This window comes from Massilia orientalis, assembly GCF_030411975.2.
Lineage (GTDB): Bacteria > Pseudomonadota > Gammaproteobacteria > Burkholderiales > Burkholderiaceae_D > Telluria > Telluria orientalis.
On the sequence record NZ_JASNRB020000003.1, the window covers coordinates 120,433 to 135,943 of the forward strand.

A 15,511-nucleotide genomic window follows, 5' to 3' on the forward strand; every position below is an offset into this window, starting at 1 on the left:
ATTGTGCGCGGCCGGATGCCGCCCGCCCGCACACTGGCGGCTGGCTTTCGTTTTTAGTGAATCATGTCGATGACGTTTCCCTTCCTGTCCCGATCCGGGCATGTCTTCTTTCTCAACAATGGTGTCGAAGACTGGGCCCTGGCCCTGGGCGTGGCGCTTGGCAGTGCGGTCGCGATGGTGTTCCTGCGCGCGTTCGTGCTGCGGCGCATGGAAGCGCTGTCGCGCCGCACGGAAACCCGGCTGGACGACTTCGTCACGGCGATGCTGTCGAAGACGTATCTGCTGTTCATCCTCGTGTTCGCCGTGTATTTCGGCAGCACGTTCCTGGAGCTGACGGCCAGGCAGGACAAGTTCGTCACCCGCATCGCCATCGCATCGCTGCTGCTGCAGGCGGCGATCTGGGGCGACACGGGATTGCGCGCATGGCGCGACCGGTTCAGCATCGGCCCCGTCGACGGCGCGCGGCGCGCATCGAGCAGCGTGCTGTGCTTCATCTCGCGGCTGCTGCTGTGGGTGGTCGTCACCCTGATGATCCTCGATAACTTCGGCATCAACATCACGACCCTCGTGGCCAGCCTGGGGATCGGCGGCGTGGCCGTCGCGCTCGCCACGCAGAACATCCTGGGCGACCTGTTCGCTTCGCTGTCGATCATGCTGGACAAGCCGTTCGAGGTCGGCGATTTCATCATCGTGGGCGACGTGCTCGGGTCGGTGGAACACATCGGCCTCAAGACGACGCGCGTGCGCGGGCTGGGCGGCGAACAGGTCGTGTTTTCCAACGGCGAGCTGCTGAAAAGCCGCATCCACAACCACAAGCGCATGCAGACGCGGCGCGTGGCGTTCGTCCTGCGCGTCGCGTACGGGACGCCGGAAGACCAGCTGTGCCGCATCCCGCAGATCATCCGCGAGATTGTCTCCGGCCAGCAGAACGTCGACTTCGAGCGCGCCCACTTCTTCAGCTGGGGCCAGTGGTCGCTGGATTTCGAAGTCGTGTACCACTTCCGCAGCCCGGACTACATCCTGCACATGGATGCGCAGCAGGCGATCTTCCTCGAGATCTACCGCCGCTTCCAGAAGGAAGGCATCGAGTTCGCGCACCCGCTGTCGATCGTGCGGCTGGACGACCCGAAGCTCGCCGAATCCTTCCTGCGCCGCGGCGATGCGATGCCGCCGGGGCCGTCCGTGCACTGATTGTTGCACCAAAATAGACAGACTCATCCTACAAGTCAGCCGTAGGTAGTCCTATTCACCATGCATAAGGACGGGCTTACCATGGACTCGCCTCTTCCCGATCGCGCGTCACGAGACGCTGATCCGGCAGAGGAAGTGCAAATGCGCTCAACCCACTTAAAGGAGAACGATCATGGCATCGAACAACCAGCAAGGCGGTAACAAAGGCAACAACCAGAGCGGCGATACCAGCAACCGCGGTTTCGCATCGATGGACCCGCAAAAGCAGCGCGACATCGCATCGGAAGGCGGCCGCGCCGCCCACGCTTCGGGCAATGCCCACGAGTTCACCTCGGAAGAAGCCCGCCGCGCCGGCTCCATGAGCCACAAGAACGACGGCAACAGCCAGAGTGGTAACCGCGGCAACTCGCAGAGCGGCAACAGCACGCGCGGCGGCACGCCGGAGCAGCACGCCCGAGCCGGCTCGCAGAGCCACAAAAACGATAACAAACGCTGATCACTCGCCGCTTGTCGTGACGAAAACCGCTGGCTTCGGCCAGCGGTTTTTGTATTTGCGTGACGCGTCCGAATAATCATCATGCATTCGTCCGCATCCAATTGTGCGGGGCCAAACGGGTGAAGGATGATATATTTTTGGCACTATATTTCACATTCCTTTCGTGTAGTAACTGCAAGTCACCAGCAGCGCATGCGGGCATGGGTCACACATCACTTTTCGAACAGGATCAGCGAATGAACAAAAATATTGCCATTGTCGGTGCTGGGTTTTCCGGAGCTGTCATCGCCCACCAGCTGGCCCATGCGGGCTACAACGTCGAGATCTTCGAGTCGCGCGACCACATCGCGGGCAATTGCCACTCGGAGCGCGACAGCGAGACCGGCGTCATGGTCCATGTGTATGGACCGCACATTTTTCACACCGATAACGAACGGGCGTGGGAATTCGTCAACCGTTTTTCCGAATTCATGCCCTACGTGAACCGCGTGAAGGCGATCACGAACAACCGCGTATTCACCCTGCCGATCAACCTGCTGACGATCAACCAGTTCTTCGGCAAGACCTTCCGCCCGGCCGAAGCCCAGGCGTTCATCCAGTCGCTGGGCGACAAGTCGATCGAGAATCCGCAGACGTTCGAGGAACAGGCGCTGCGCTTCGTGGGACGCGAACTGTACGAAGCGTTCTTCAAGACGTACACGATGAAGCAGTGGGGCCTGCATCCGAGCGAACTGCCGGCCAGCATCCTGAAGCGCCTGCCCGTGCGCTTCAATTACGACGACAACTACTTCAACCACAAGTACCAGGGCATGCCGAAGGACGGCTACACGGCGCTCGTGGAAAACGTCCTGAAGGTGCCGGGCATCAAGGTGCACCTCGGGACGCGCTTCGATCCGGCGTCCAAAGCGGACTACGACCACGTGTTCTACAGCGGCCCGATCGACGCCTGGTTCAAGCACGTGGAAGGCCGGCTGCCCTACCGCACGCTGGATTTCGAAGTCTTCCGCGACACCGGCGACTACCAGGGCAACGCCGTCATCAACTACTGCGACGATTCGCAGACCTATACGCGCATCACCGAGCACAAGCACTTCTCGCCGTGGGAACAGCACGAGCGCACGGTCTGCTACATGGAGTACAGCCGCCAGTGCGAGGAAAACGATACGCCGTACTACCCGATCCGCCAGGCGCGCGAAAAGGCGCAGCTGGAAAAATACGTGAACCTGGCGCGCACCGAGCCGAACGTGACTTTCGTCGGCCGGCTCGGCACCTATCGCTACCTCGACATGGACGTGACCATCCACGAGGCGCTGCTCACCGCGGACAAGTTCCTCGAGGCCGCGCGCGAAAACGTCCGGATGCCCGCCTTCGCGATCGACCCGCTGGCCTGATCAGCGGGCCTCGAGGATCACCACCGCGCCGCCCGCCCCCGCCAGTTCCAGGGCCAGGGCGTCGCGCGGCGTCACGTCCGTCGCGCGCAGTTTGACGTTGTTCGGCGTGGCGCCGTCTTCCCAGATCGTGGCCTTGTAGCGCCCGGCCGGCAGGAAGTCCAGCGGCACGCGCTTCGTCGTCGCACCCTCGTCGGCGGACATCGCGCCCACATACCACGTCGTGCCCAGTCGGCGCGCCAGCACGATATCCTTGCCCGGCTCGCCGGAAAGGAAGCGCGTCTCGTCCCACGCCGTCGGCACCTTGCGGATGAAATCGAAGCCTTCGGCGTCGCGGTAGGCATCCGGATCGTCGGACACCATCTGCAGCGGGCTGTCGTACACCACGTACTTCGCCAGCTCCTGGCCGCGGGTGTTCTGCACGAACGGCAGCTCGGCGCGCACCTGGAACGTCGCGGGCGTGACGTTGCGGAAGCCACCCGGCGTGTAATCGAGAGGCCCGGCCAGCATGCGCGTGTACGGCAACATCAGGTTGTGCTCGGGCGTGACGAACGTCTTCATCTTGTCCCACTCCGCGCCCAATACCCCTTCCTGCGTGATGAAGTTCGGATACGTGCGCTGCAGGCCGGCCGGGACGTAGGCGCCATGCAGGTCCAGCAGCAGGTGGCGCTGGGCCGTGGCGCGCGCGACGCGCTCGTAGAACTCGACCACGTCCTGGTCGTCGCGACTCATGAAGTCGATCTTGACGCCCTTGATGCCCCAGCGCGCATAGGTGTCGAGCACCTCGTCCATGCGCTCCCGCACGTGGTCCCAGTGGGCCCACAGGATCAGGCCCACGCCCTTCGAGGCCGCATAGCTGACCAGTTCCTGCATGTCGATGCCGTCGGCGGTGCGGGTGATGTCCGTGGTCGGCAGCGCGACCCAGGCGTCGGCGTTGGCGCCTTTGGACCAGCCCGCGTCGATCAGGTAGTACGGGAAGCCTGATGCGGCGGCGAAGTCGATGTAGCGGCGGTAGGCCGCCATGTCCGGCTTCATGCCCATGAGCGGACCCGACCACCAGTCCCATGCGGCCATGCCGGGCTTGACCCAGCTGAAGTCGCCCTGCGGGGCGGGATTCAGGTTGCCGACCAGGTTCGAGGCGATCAGATCGCCCGGCCGGTTGCCCAGCATGACGACGCGCCAGGCGGTCTGCAACCCGCCCTGCGATGCGTAAACGGGCGCGGCGCGTCCCGGCACCGGCGACAGTTGCACGCGCAGGCCGGCGCCGTCGCGCCACAGCGACGCACCCGTGTAGCCCCCGAGGTCAGCATGGGTGATCGCGTAGGCGGTGCGGCCGGACGGCGTCGTGCACACGACCGGCACGTCGTAGCCCTTCTTGTCGTCCAGCTGGGTGATCTTCTGGCGTGCGAACGGCACTTCGTGCGCGCCGTCGAACGCCGAGATCAGGCAATCCGGGTCGCCCGCAGGCACGAAGCCCGTCTTTTCGCCGCGCAGGCGCACCGGTGCGCCGCCGTCGATGCGGTAGCGGAAGGCGACGCCGTCGTCGTAGGCGCGCACGTCCACGAGCAGGCGGCGCGTGGCATCCGCGCGGTCGCGGAACTGGAGCGTCGCGGCGCGGTAGTGGTCGCGCGCGCTCGACGCCTTGGTCGCGACGAGCGGAATGGCGCGGTCCACGCTCGTTTTGGTCACCTTCTCCAGCACGAGCGCGCCGAGGTCCGGCTGGCCGTCGAATTCGAGGCCCAGCGGCGACGCAGCGATCACCGTTTCGCCGCCGCGCGTCACGACGTAACTGCCGCCGTCCCGCGCAATCTTGATGACGGCCCGCCGGTTCGGCGACGTCACCGCGACCTGGCCCGCGGAAGCGGCGCAGGCGGCACCGCTGAAGGCGGCCAGCACCGCCAGTGTCAGCATACGAATGTTCATGTCAGAATCCGATCTTGAAACTGGAGGCGGTCGTGGTCGGCAGGCTGGCCGGCACGTCGATCACGAGGGCGTCGTCCTGCTGCTTCCAGCGCAGCGGCGCGGTGGCGCCCACGAGCGACACCGACTTGACCGGGCGTTTCTCCAGCCCGGCCTTCGTACCGAGCGACGCGATGCGCACCTGCCCCTTCGGCTCGCCCAGCGTGATGGCGTACACGGACCCGCCCTTGGTGGTGAAGCGGATGTCGGCGGCCGTATAGTCCGCGTTTTCCTTGAATGCGCCGCCTTCCGTCTTCGTCGGGCCTTCGCCGAACGTCTTCCACGGCCGCGTGCCGTAGATGGCTTCACCGTTGACCTGGATCCAGGCCGCCATCTCGTCGAGGAACTTGCGCGACTCGGGCGGCAGGCTGCCGTCCGGGTACTGCACGACGTTGAGGAGCAGGTTGCCGTTCTTGCTGACGATGTCCGCCAGCATGGTCACGACGTCGCGCGTGGTCTTGTACTTGTAGCCCTCGCTGTAGAACCAGTCGCCCATCGACGTGTCGGTCTGCCACGGCAGCGGCTGGATGCCGTTCATGACGCCCCGCTCGACGTCCTGCACGCCGGCCTTGCGCAGGAACTCGCCGGAGCCGATGTCCTTGTGGTTGTACACGGCTTCCAGCTTGCCGTGCGTCTTGATGTTCTCGTTGTAGAAATTGGCGACGAGTGTCCTGCCGGTGTCGCCGAACGGAATGCCGCCGTCGGTGTAGAGCAGGTCCGGCTTGTAGTGCGTCACGAGGTCGGTGATGCGGTTGAACCATTCCTGGTGATACGCTGCGTCCTTCGTGTACCACTTCTGGCCACCGCCGAACAGCTCGTCATGCTTCGGGTGGTACAGGTCCGCGTACTGCGGATCGGCGCCGTCGTAAGGCACGCCGATCTGCGGGAACACCTCGTCGTGGCCATGGCTCGTGCCGAACCAGCCGTAGCTCGCGCCCAGGTGCTCGGACACGCCGAAGCGCAGGCCCGCCTTGACGGCCGCCTTCTGCCAGGCGCCGACGATGTCGCGGTGCGGGCCCATCTTGACGGCGTTCCAGCGGTGGTACTTCGAATCCCACAGGTCGAAATTGTCGTGGTGGACGCCCATGCTGACGAAATACTTCGCGCCGGCCTTGGCGTACAGCGCCATCAGGGCGTCGGGATCGAATTTCTCGGCTTTCCACAGCGGGATGATGTCCTTGTAGCCGGACTTGCTCGGGTGGCCATAGTGCTTGAGGTGGTGTTCGTACTGCGGCGTGCCGTAGATGTACATATTGCGCGCGTACCAGTCGCCGGCGCGCGGCACGGCCTGCGGGCCCCAGTGCGACCAGATGCCGAACTTGGCGTCGCGGAACCAGTCCGGCGTCTCGTATTTGTCCAGCGAGGCCGGATCGGCGGCGAACGGGCCGGCGACGTGCGTCAGCTGGACGGCCTGGTCGGCAGCGGATGCCAGCGGACCGGCGAACACGCCGCACAGGATGAGGGTGGAAAGAAGTGAGCGGCGCAATTCGGTCTCCTTGGTTTTTAATCTATAACGTACAGCCGCGATTATAGATGCACCCAAGGAGTCCCCGCAACAGCTTATTTTGTCCGCGCAACGGTGACCGTCTTCCCTCCTTCCAGCGCCAGCTCGTAGCGCCGCTCGCCGATCCTGCGGATCGTCCCGCCGTCGCTGCGGGGTGCGCTCGCACTCGTGAACCGCAGGACGCCCTGCCCTGCCACGGGCGTCACCCGGATCGTCTTGGCGTCCGCGTACACGGCGATGTCGCCGTGCGGCGTCGGCACCTTCCCGTCGATCCATGCGAGGCCGCCCAGGTCCGGCTCGACGACATAGGCCGCGTAACCGGGCTGCGTCGGCTTCACGCCCAGGTAGTATTTGCCGAGCAGGTAGAGCGGGCTCGCGCCCCAGGCGTGGCACAGGCTCATGCCGAACGGCTTGCCGTACATCGCGTAGCGCGCGGCGCCCTCCACCTTCGGATCGTACTGCTCCCAGAAGCAGGTCGCGCCCGCACGCAGCATGCCGCCCCAGTAATCCTTGATCTGGCCCGTGACGTAGCGCTGCTGCCCGCTTTCCGCCAGCGCCGCGAGTTCGTAGAAGCGCATGTACGGGGTCGTGATCTTCGGCACCGTGTCGCTCGTGAGGACGTTGCGGCGCACGGCGGCCGCCTGCGCGTCGTCCAGGTAGTCGAACATCAGCGCGAACATGTTCGGATGGCGCGTGACGAGCGGGTCGATCCTGCCGTCCTTGCGGCCGTGGATGAATACCTGCCGGCGCGGGTCCCAGAACGCGGCCATGATCTCCGCCTTCAGGTCCGCGGCGAGCTGGCGGTACGTGGCGGCCTTCGCGTCGTCGTGCGCGAGCGCGGCGCAATCGGCCATCGCCTCGAGACTCCTGGCGAACAGCAGCTGGATGACGGCCAGCTCGCCATCCTTGGGCATGTCGGCCCAGTCGACGAACACCCAGTCGCCCGGCAAGCCTTCCAGCATGCCGTTCGCGTTGCGGCGCGCGAGCACGAAGTCCATCAGGGTCGTCATGCGCGGGTAGACGCTCTTCACGAAGTCCGCGTCGCCCGTGTACTGGTAGTAGTCGCGGATGCCGATGAACCAGTACAGGGAGTAATCCAGGATCGTGTTGATGTGCATGTCGACCGGATCCGCGCCGCGCAGCGCCCACGTCGTCCGCTTGACCGTATCGCTGTCGAAGAACGTGTAGTAGTTCATCAGGTAGGTCTGCACGGCATCGCCGGACCAGACCCAGTGGTCGCGCTTGACGCCGTCGATGAAGAATTCGCGCGTGTTCAGCTCCAGCGTGCGCTGGGCGACGTCCCAGATCCGGTTCAACTCGTCGTCGGAACTCTTGAACGTGCCGCGGTGCGCGACCGGCAGGTATTCGTACAGCAGCGCCGCGTCGTCGATGTGGATGCCGCCATCGAAGCGGATGTTCACGTAGCGCATGGCGCGCGACGTGGGCGCGACGAAGTCGCCGCGGTGGTCCGCGAGGGTGAAGCGGTCGAGGGTTTCGGCGCCCTCCACGGACAACGCTTCCTCTTTCGACTCGCCGTAGTACAAGGCGATCTTGCCGCTGCCCGCGAGGTTCTTCAGCTTGACGAAGCCCGTCGTCTCCCGGCCGAAGTCGACGAGGATGGCGCCCTCCGCGCGCGTGACGGCGACGGCCGGGATCTCGCGGGTGGGCAGGCGGTAGCCGGATGGCGGCGTGTCCGGCGCGGCGAGGTTCCAGTGCGCCGCATGGGCCGTCGGCGCACCGGGACGCGGACCGACCGACCATGACGCGTCGGAGCGGATCGTCCTGCCCTGCACGAACACGGCCGGCGGCGAGGCCGCGTTATAGACCTGCAGGTTGAGCGTGTGCCTGCCGGCGGGGACGCGCACGTGGCGCTGGTCGCCATGCACGAACCGGCCGTCGATGGCGACGTTGTGGATGCCTTCGACGGTGACCTCGATGTCTTCCGGCGCGGCCAGGTCGACCTGCCGGATGAAGTTCACCTGCGGCTGGTGGTTGTACAGGCGCCAGAACGGGGGCCAGGCGACGTCGCGCTCGACGCGCTGCGCCTGCATCCGGTTGGAGAGCCAGATCTCGAAATCGCCCGGGGACCAGATCCAGGTCGCCGTGCCCTGCGCTCCCGCGAGGCCGCAGACGAGCGACAGCAGGAGACCGATGAAGAGTGAATACATGCGCATGCGCGAATTGTATTCACCTTCGTCACCGGTCTTGCGCGTTTGGGCGATTTAATCGCCCGGTTGAGCGATTTCTGCGCTCAGCCCGCGGCCTTTGCCATCCCGTCCTTCGGCGTCATGCGCGCGGCCAGTGCGGCGATCGGCAGCGGATTGACGTTCTCGGCGTTGACGACATCGTCGAAGTCCTGCTGTTCCGCCTGGGCGAGGAAGCGCTGGGCCTTGTTGCTCGGGGCGGTCGTCTGGATCAGGTGGTGCATGCTGGCGGCCGTCTTGTCCCACGACGTGTTGGCGACGATGGCGCGCATGCGTTCCTTCAGCGCGGCCTGCTGCTCGTCGTTCATGGCCAGCATGCGCTCGCAGGCGGCGATGAATTTCTCCGGCGTGTCCGCGATCGCGACGACGTCGCCGTACGGCACCTTCACGTCCGTGATCGGGGTGCTGACGGACGGCAGTTCGGCCGCCATGTATTCCAGCACCTTGGTCGGGCTGATGAACTTGGTCGACTCGTTCAGCGCGAACGGCAGCAGGCAGACGTCCCAGCCGGCCAGGAATTGCGGCAGCTGTTCGTACGTGCGCTGGCCCATGTAGTGGATGTTGTGCGCGCGCGGCAGGTTGGCCGGGTCGATCTTCACGACCGGACCCACCAGGACGATCTGCCAGTCCGGACGGGCCTGGGCGACCTGGCTTACGAGGTCGGTGTCGAAGCGCTCGTCGATGACGCCGTAGAAGCCCAGGCGCGGACGGGCGACGTGCGCCTGCTCCGGGTGGCTGTAGTCGCGGTCCAGCGCCTTCTGGAAGTGTTTCGCGTCGACGCTGCTCGAGAAGCAGTGCGCGTTGGCGTGGCGCTCGCGCTTGGACTGGTACAGGCTCGGACCGCCCGTGAAGCACAGGTCGGCGATGTTGAGCAGTGCGTTTTCGCGCTGCAGCAATTGTTTCGGGGCGTTCTTGAAGGCCGCCAGTTCGTCCATGCAGTCGTAGATGACGAGTGCCGGATCGAAGCCTTGCAGCAGCGGCAGGGCCATCGGGGTGTAGAACCAGACGACGGGACGCTCGCCTTCCGGGACGAGGTCGGCCAGCAGCGTTTGCAGCGTGGGGATCTGGTCGTCGTGGAAGCCGGGTGCCTGGATGCCGGTATGCGGCTGGCACACCGTGATGTTCGGCGCAACGGCCGTCTTCTTCAGGTGCGCCTTGCCCTCGTCATACACCGGCTCCTCGACAAACAGGATTCGGTAGTGTTCCGCCAGGCGAGTCATGAGGTGCTGGGGGCGCTGGAAGACAAAGTCCCAGCGCAGATGGCAAAACACGATCAGGGTCGGCATGTTGATTTCCTTTCGCCTTGGGGCGTTCTAGTTGATCTGGATTCAAGGCCGGAACCTGATGCGTCGATGCTCTGGAAAACACCGACAGATCAGGTGCCGGACCAGTGAATCGTATCATGCAAGATTCTTAATATTTTCATTTATGCATTGCAATATTTGCATTGGGAAACCTAGTGGACACCTTGCGGTCCGGGTCTCCCTAGGAGAGCTCGGCAGAGTGCCAAAAATTGTAGGTTCCCTCCTACGCGGACAATAGAAAAAACACTACGAAGCGGCATCATCTACGCTTGCGTGACGACGTGTGCAGTGCCGCAAAAACAGGGTCACATCTGACGGAACTGACGGCCGTACGCCTCGCTCACGGCGAGCTTTTCGGTCCTGCCCTTGAGCAGGATTTCCATCGCCGTCCCGTCCCGGACGATGTGGTCGATGGCCTGCAGGTTGACGATCGCGGCGCGGTGCACCTGCACGAACTGGCTGGGATCGAGCTGTTCGATCAAGGCCTTCAGCGGCAGCCGTATCAGCGCATCCCCGCCCGCCGTGGCGACACGCGTGTATTTACCGTCGGATTGGAAAAACTGGACTTCGCTCACCATCACCAGGCGCACGATATTGCCCACCGAAGCCCTGAGCCATTTCAGGTAGGTGACGGGTGCCGGCGGGCTGGACAGTTGCCGCCAGAGATCAGCGGGCGGCCTGTTGCCGTCACGTCCGCGCGCTTTGAGGCGCTTGACCGTTTGCATCAGCCGTCCGGTATCGAGGGGCTTCACGAGATAGTCGGCGGCGCCCGTCTCGAACGCCCGCAGCGCGTGTTCGGCATAGGCGGTGACGAACACGACCTGGGTGGCGTCCGGGATGTGGCGCGCGACTTCCAGCCCGTCCAGGCCCGGCACCTGGATGTCGAGGAACACGACGTCCGGCCGCAGGGACTCGACGAACGCCACGGCCTCGATGCCGTTCTCGGCCTCCGCGCCGATCTCCAGTTCGGGCCACAGTGCATGCAACTGGTCGCGGAGTTCCGCACGCAGCAACGGTTCGTCTTCGACGATGAGGGCGATCGGCATGTCAGGCTCCGGTCGCTGCCAGCGGCAGGGTCAGGACCGCTACCACGCCGCCTTCGGCCGCCCCGGAAACCGTCAGCGATGCGGCGCCGCCATACAGCAAGGCGAGGCGCTCGTGGATATTGGACAGTCCGAACCCCTGCCCTGCCTGGTCGGTGAAACCGACGCCGTCGTCGTTCACCAGCAACTGCAGGGCGCCGCCTTCGGTCCGCGCGGCGATCGTCACCGTGACGGGACGGGTCGCGCGTTCCAGCCCATGCTTGACGGCATTCTCGACCAGGGAGATCAGCATGGCCGGGGGCATGGGCACCGAAAGCAGGTCATCGGGCGCATCGATCCGGAAGCGCAGGCGCGGCCCCATGCGCACGCTCATGAGCGACAGATAGTTGCGTGCCAACGCCAGTTCGCGTCCAAGCGTCGAGGAGACGGCGCGCATGTCGTGCAGCGCGCTCTGCAAATAGCCCACCAGGCTGTCGAGCATGCCCTGGGCGCGTTCCGGGTCAGTGCGGATCAGGTATTTCAGGTTGGCCAGCGTATTGAACAGGAAATGCGGCTCCACCTGGGCCTGCAGGGCGCTCAGCCGGGCATGCAGGGCCGCCCGCTCGAGTTCTTGCGCGCGCCGGGCCGTCTCGATCGCCAGTCCGCGCTGGCGCAGGCGTTCGCGCAGCAGGCCCGCCACCGTTTCCACCGCCTGCAACGCCTGGCCGGGCGCAAGGAATAACTGCAGTCCGGGGAGGTGCTCGATACGGATACGGGTCGTCCCGCCTTCATCGCGGCTGATCCGGATGCGGACATGGTTGTGGAGCCGAAGCGGTCGGCGGGAGCCAAGGGCCATCGTTCCGTGGAACGGGTCGTGGTCGAATGCAGGCGGACCCGCGTAGCCCAGCGCCGTACCGGCACCGACACTGGACAGGATCTCGGCGCAGAGATCGAATGTGGTCATGGGGTCGAACGCCGAGCTTGCTTCGCGGCGGACGCGCGCAGCCATCCAGTCGCTGGTCAACGGCGTGCCGGACGCCCGCAAACCATCGAGATGCTGCCGGGCCAGGCCGATGGCAGTCGCGCTGCATCCCAGCAACGGCAAAACCAGCGACACCAGCAGCGTGGTGGGCAGGTTCCAGACGTCGAGATGGCGCAGGCTTTCGAAGCGCCATGCAAGGATCAGCCCGAAGGCCAGGATGACCACCCACGCCAGCATAACGGTCGCACCATGCCGCAGGATCGTTTGCACGATATAGCGCCGTGCCAGCTTGTGGTCCTGCGGCACGGCCGGCAGGCGGAATGGAACAGTCATGATGGACCCCTGGTAACGTTCGACAAGGATCATTGTATCGGCGCCCTGATGACCCGGCGGACGCTGCGACGAAGGGGACCGCCCGTGGCATGAATGCGTTTTTCCGGGTTTGAACGGCCGAGGCAACGGCCCTCAGGCCGAAAGATAGGGTTCCGCGTCTTCCGGTTCGCCGGCCGTATCGAAGCCGCGGGCCAGCAGCACGCCGTCGAGGCCGACCGTGCCCAGCGCATCGCACAAGTCTTCCAGCTCGGCCTCCAGGTGCGCGGCCAGGTCGAGCGGCTTGTCGACGGTGGCCAGCGGCGCGCCGCCGTCCAGCGGGTACAGGTTGATGCGCAGCACCGGTTCGCCATTGGCCTCCAGCGGCGCGACGACGGCCTTGATGCGGTCCGGCGGGCGCTGCTGCTCTTCCAGTTTCTGGTTGACCTCGGCCAGGGTGGCGAGCATCGACAGCTCGCCCACGCCCTGCTCCTTGGCACCGTAGAACAGATCCTGGTACAGGAAATTCAGCTCGACTTCGGCCGGGTGGCGCGACAGGCAGCGCTGCAGCAGCGGCGACACGCTGCCGGCCCACATGCGGTAGCGGGCCATGCGGCCTTCGAAGTACGCATCGGACGCCGCCTCGCCGGACGGCACCTTGTAGAACGGATCGTCGACCGGTTTCAGCGCGAAGCCGAGCAGGAAGCGCAGCTCCATCGCGTCGTCCTCCGGTTCGTAGTCGCCGCCGATCCATGGCCGCATGCTGGCCTCGATGGCCGGCGTGGCGACGAGCTTGCGCGAGCGCATCGCCTGCGCGGCTTCGCGCAGCATCTCCTGCAGGTGGCTGTAGCGGATGCGGTCGACGGCGTCCAGGTCGTACAGGTGGCGCACGAGCACGATGCGCGTGGCGGCGCTGGCGAGGCCGGATTGCCGGAAACTGTCCATCAGGGCGTCGAAATCGGCGTCGTCGCGGAACACGTCTTCCTGCACGAGGCCGCCCGTGCTGTGCACGAACAGCGGGATCATGAAGGCGTCGATTTCGAGTTCCATCTCGTCGTCGCCACGGACGTGGTACGTGGCGGCCTCTTCCTCCACGCGCTCGCGCAGCAGGCGGCAGCAATCGGGATCCGTGTATTTCGCCACTTCGATGGCGCCGTACAGCACGTCGTCGTGTTTGCGGCGCAGCATGCGGCGCACGAGCACGGTCAGTTCTTCCTGGCGCGCGGTGAGCGCGGCCGCGTCGGGGCCTTCGCGCTCGGTGATCTCGAGCGCCAGGTCGACGAGGTTCTGGGCCAGCTCGTCGGGATCCGCTTCCACCGGCTTGGCCGTCTTCGTTGGCTTGCGGTTGGGCTGGGCCGACGGGCCCTTGGCCGGGCGCTTGTTGTTGGGCATGGCTGACTTCATCAAAGTTTACGAGCCACCATGGTAACAAATCGGTCGCGCGGGGCGAAGAACGCGTCAGCGTGCGGGGCGCGCGTCGAGGTGGGTCGTGAAGAATTCCGGACGCAGCTTGCGGGTGATTTCCAGCACCGGCATCACATGGTCGAGGTGTTCGCGCATGGCGGCCACCGCGCGGGCAGGGTCGCGCGCCTCGATCGCGTCGACGACGGACCGGTGCTCTTCCAGCACCCCGGCCATGCGGCCTTCCAGCGGCAGGGTGAGCTGGCGGTAGCGGTCCATCTGCGTCTTGGCCTGCTGGATGATCGGCCACACGCCCGGATAGCCGGACAGCTCGGCCAGCAGTGCGTGGAAGCGCTCGTCCGTGCGGTGGAACGTGCCGAAGTCGTTCGCGGTGATGGCAGCCTCCTGCTCGGCCAGGATCGCGCGCAGGCGTGCCACGTCGTCCGGTCCCACGCGCTCGGCCGCCTTTTCGATGATCGCCGTCTCCAGCGCGTGGCGCACGAGGTTGGCCTCGTCCAGCGCGTCGAGCGGGATGCGGGACACGAACGTGCCCGAACGCGGCACGATCTCGATCAGGCCCTCGTCCGCGAGGCGCTGCACGGCCTCGTGCACGGGCGTGCGGCTCGTGCCGAACTCCTCGGCGATGTCGCGCTCGACGACGCGGGTGCCGGGCAGCATGTCCATTTCGACGATACGCCGGCGCAGGCACAGGTAGACGCGGCGCGACGCGGACAGGCCGTTCTCCGCCTCGGTCACGGGATTGGGTGGGGCCTGGTGGTTCATGGTCGGAAGTGTAGCGAATTCGGCATCGCGTCGCGCGGGATGATCGCGCCGCGGTGGCGGATCACCGTGCCGGCCAGCCGGTGCCCGGCGCGCGCGGCGTCTTCCGGCCCCTTGCCCGACAGGCGCGCGGCCATGTAGGCGGCGCCGAACGAATCGCCGGCGGCCGTCGTGTCGATCACGTCGCACACGGGCTCCGGCGCCACCGCGTGCACCGTGCCGTCGTGCCAGACGACCGCCGGATCGCCGCCGCGCTTGACGACGATCTCGCCCACGCCCAGCGAGCGCGTGCGCTCGATCGCGCCGGACGCGTCGCCCGGACCATGCAGCGCGACCTCGTCGTCCAGCGTGAGCAGCGCGATGTCTGCATGGGCCAGCACGCGGCCGTAGACGTCGCGCGCCGCGTCCGCGCTCTCCCACAGGCGCGGCCGGTAGTTGTTGTCGAAGACGACCTTGCCGCCCGCCGCTCGGCACCGCGCCAGCGTCGCGATCAGCACGTCGCGGTCGCCCGGGGACAGGATCGCGAGGCTGATGCCGGACAGGTACACCATGCGCGCCTCGGCCAGTTGCGCGAGTACCCGGTCGGCGCCCGGCGCCGCCATCCAGTGGCGCGCGGCGGAATCCTTGCGCCAGTAGTGGAAGCGGCGCTCGCCATCCGGGTCGGTCTCGATCATGTAGATGCCGGGCAGCCGGTCGGCCAGGCGCAGCACGCTGGCGGTGGCGATGCCTTCGCGCTCCCACGCGGCCAGCATCTCGGCGGACATGCCGTCCTGGCCCAGGCCCGTCACATAGGCCACGTCGGCGACGGCCGGGTCGAGCAGGCGGGCCATGTACACGGCCGTGTTCAGCGTGTCGCCGCCGAAGCGGTAGTCGAGCGTGCCCTGTTCGCCGTGCTTCTGCAGTTCGATCATGCATTCGCCGATCGCGTAGACGGTGTGTGCTGCCATCGTGGGTCCTTGTGTTGAGTGTCG

General features: G+C 65.9%; 12 protein-coding genes. 3 read left to right on the plus strand and 9 right to left on the minus strand.

The window, feature by feature from the left end; genetic code table 11:
- Positions 1-69 precede the first annotated feature (69 nt).
- From QPK29_RS04865 to glf, 3 genes are all read left to right on the plus strand, one after another.
- Positions 70-1,191: a mechanosensitive ion channel family protein gene (locus tag QPK29_RS04865; protein ID WP_371770356.1), complete on the plus strand. Its 1,122-nt coding sequence runs from the start codon at positions 70-72 to the stop codon at positions 1,189-1,191.
- Between the two features lie 172 nt (positions 1,192-1,363).
- Complete coding sequence (locus QPK29_RS04870; protein WP_056132769.1) at positions 1,364-1,687, plus strand: KGG domain-containing protein; 324 nt, start codon at positions 1,364-1,366, stop codon at positions 1,685-1,687.
- Positions 1,688-1,923: 236 nt separating this feature from the next.
- Complete coding sequence (glf, locus tag QPK29_RS04875) at positions 1,924-3,078, plus strand: UDP-galactopyranose mutase (RefSeq protein ID WP_371770355.1); 1,155 nt, start codon at positions 1,924-1,926, stop codon at positions 3,076-3,078.
- On the opposite strand, the gene QPK29_RS04880 is transcribed toward glf, so the two are convergent.
- The 9 genes from QPK29_RS04880 to QPK29_RS04920 form a co-directional block, all read right to left on the minus strand.
- Positions 3,079-4,998, minus strand: coding sequence for a glycoside hydrolase family 97 protein (locus QPK29_RS04880; RefSeq protein WP_371770354.1), 1,920 nt, complete (start codon positions 4,996-4,998; stop codon positions 3,079-3,081). It lies immediately after the preceding gene.
- Between the two features lies 1 nt (position 4,999).
- The gene (locus tag QPK29_RS04885; RefSeq protein ID WP_371770353.1) at positions 5,000-6,520 is read right to left on the minus strand and encodes an alpha-L-fucosidase; all 1,521 of its coding nucleotides are present in this window, start codon (positions 6,518-6,520) and stop codon (positions 5,000-5,002) included.
- Positions 6,521-6,594: 74 nt separating this feature from the next.
- Positions 6,595-8,712 carry an alpha-L-rhamnosidase-related protein gene (locus QPK29_RS04890; protein ID WP_400189731.1) on the minus strand — a complete coding sequence of 706 codons (2,118 nt, stop codon included), beginning with the start codon at positions 8,710-8,712 and terminating at the stop codon, positions 6,595-6,597.
- Positions 8,713-8,789: 77 nt separating this feature from the next.
- Complete coding sequence (locus QPK29_RS04895) at positions 8,790-10,028, minus strand: glycosyltransferase (protein ID WP_371770351.1); 1,239 nt, start codon at positions 10,026-10,028, stop codon at positions 8,790-8,792.
- A 323-nt stretch (positions 10,029-10,351) separates the two neighbouring features.
- Positions 10,352-11,092: a LytR/AlgR family response regulator transcription factor gene (locus tag QPK29_RS04900; protein ID WP_056132783.1), complete on the minus strand. Its 741-nt coding sequence runs from the start codon at positions 11,090-11,092 to the stop codon at positions 10,352-10,354.
- Position 11,093: 1 nt separating this feature from the next.
- Complete coding sequence (locus QPK29_RS04905) at positions 11,094-12,383, minus strand: sensor histidine kinase (RefSeq protein ID WP_371770350.1); 1,290 nt, start codon at positions 12,381-12,383, stop codon at positions 11,094-11,096.
- Positions 12,384-12,515: 132 nt separating this feature from the next.
- Entirely contained in the window at positions 12,516-13,751 is a 1,236-nt protein-coding gene (locus QPK29_RS04910; RefSeq protein ID WP_371770349.1) for a hypothetical protein, read from the minus strand.
- A 66-nt stretch (positions 13,752-13,817) separates the two neighbouring features.
- The gene (locus QPK29_RS04915; RefSeq protein WP_229411963.1) at positions 13,818-14,543 is read right to left on the minus strand and encodes a GntR family transcriptional regulator; all 726 of its coding nucleotides are present in this window, start codon (positions 14,541-14,543) and stop codon (positions 13,818-13,820) included.
- Entirely contained in the window at positions 14,540-15,487 is a 948-nt protein-coding gene (locus QPK29_RS04920; RefSeq protein ID WP_371770348.1) for a 2-dehydro-3-deoxygluconokinase, read from the minus strand. The genes QPK29_RS04915 and QPK29_RS04920 overlap by 4 nt, the downstream gene beginning before the upstream one ends.
- Positions 15,488-15,511: the final 24 nt, after the last annotated feature.

Coding starts and splice junctions, on each gene's coding strand:
- QPK29_RS04865 (WP_371770356.1), top strand. CDS start 70: ATGACGTTTCCCTTCCTGTCCCGATCCGGGCATGTCTTCTTTCTCAAC.
- QPK29_RS04870 (WP_056132769.1), top strand. CDS start 1,364: ATGGCATCGAACAACCAGCAAGGCGGTAACAAAGGCAACAACCAGAGC.
- glf (WP_371770355.1), top strand. CDS start 1,924: ATGAACAAAAATATTGCCATTGTCGGTGCTGGGTTTTCCGGAGCTGTC.
- QPK29_RS04880 (WP_371770354.1), bottom strand. CDS start 4,998: ATGAACATTCGTATGCTGACACTGGCGGTGCTGGCCGCCTTCAGCGGT.
- QPK29_RS04890 (WP_400189731.1), bottom strand. CDS start 8,712: ATGCGCATGTATTCACTCTTCATCGGTCTCCTGCTGTCGCTCGTCTGC.
- QPK29_RS04895 (WP_371770351.1), bottom strand. CDS start 10,028: ATGCCGACCCTGATCGTGTTTTGCCATCTGCGCTGGGACTTTGTCTTC.
- QPK29_RS04900 (WP_056132783.1), bottom strand. CDS start 11,092: ATGCCGATCGCCCTCATCGTCGAAGACGAACCGTTGCTGCGTGCGGAA.
- QPK29_RS04905 (WP_371770350.1), bottom strand. CDS start 12,383: ATGACTGTTCCATTCCGCCTGCCGGCCGTGCCGCAGGACCACAAGCTG.
- QPK29_RS04910 (WP_371770349.1), bottom strand. CDS start 13,751: ATGCCCAACAACAAGCGCCCGGCCAAGGGCCCGTCGGCCCAGCCCAAC.
- QPK29_RS04915 (WP_229411963.1), bottom strand. CDS start 14,543: ATGAACCACCAGGCCCCACCCAATCCCGTGACCGAGGCGGAGAACGGC.
- QPK29_RS04920 (WP_371770348.1), bottom strand. CDS start 15,487: ATGGCAGCACACACCGTCTACGCGATCGGCGAATGCATGATCGAACTG.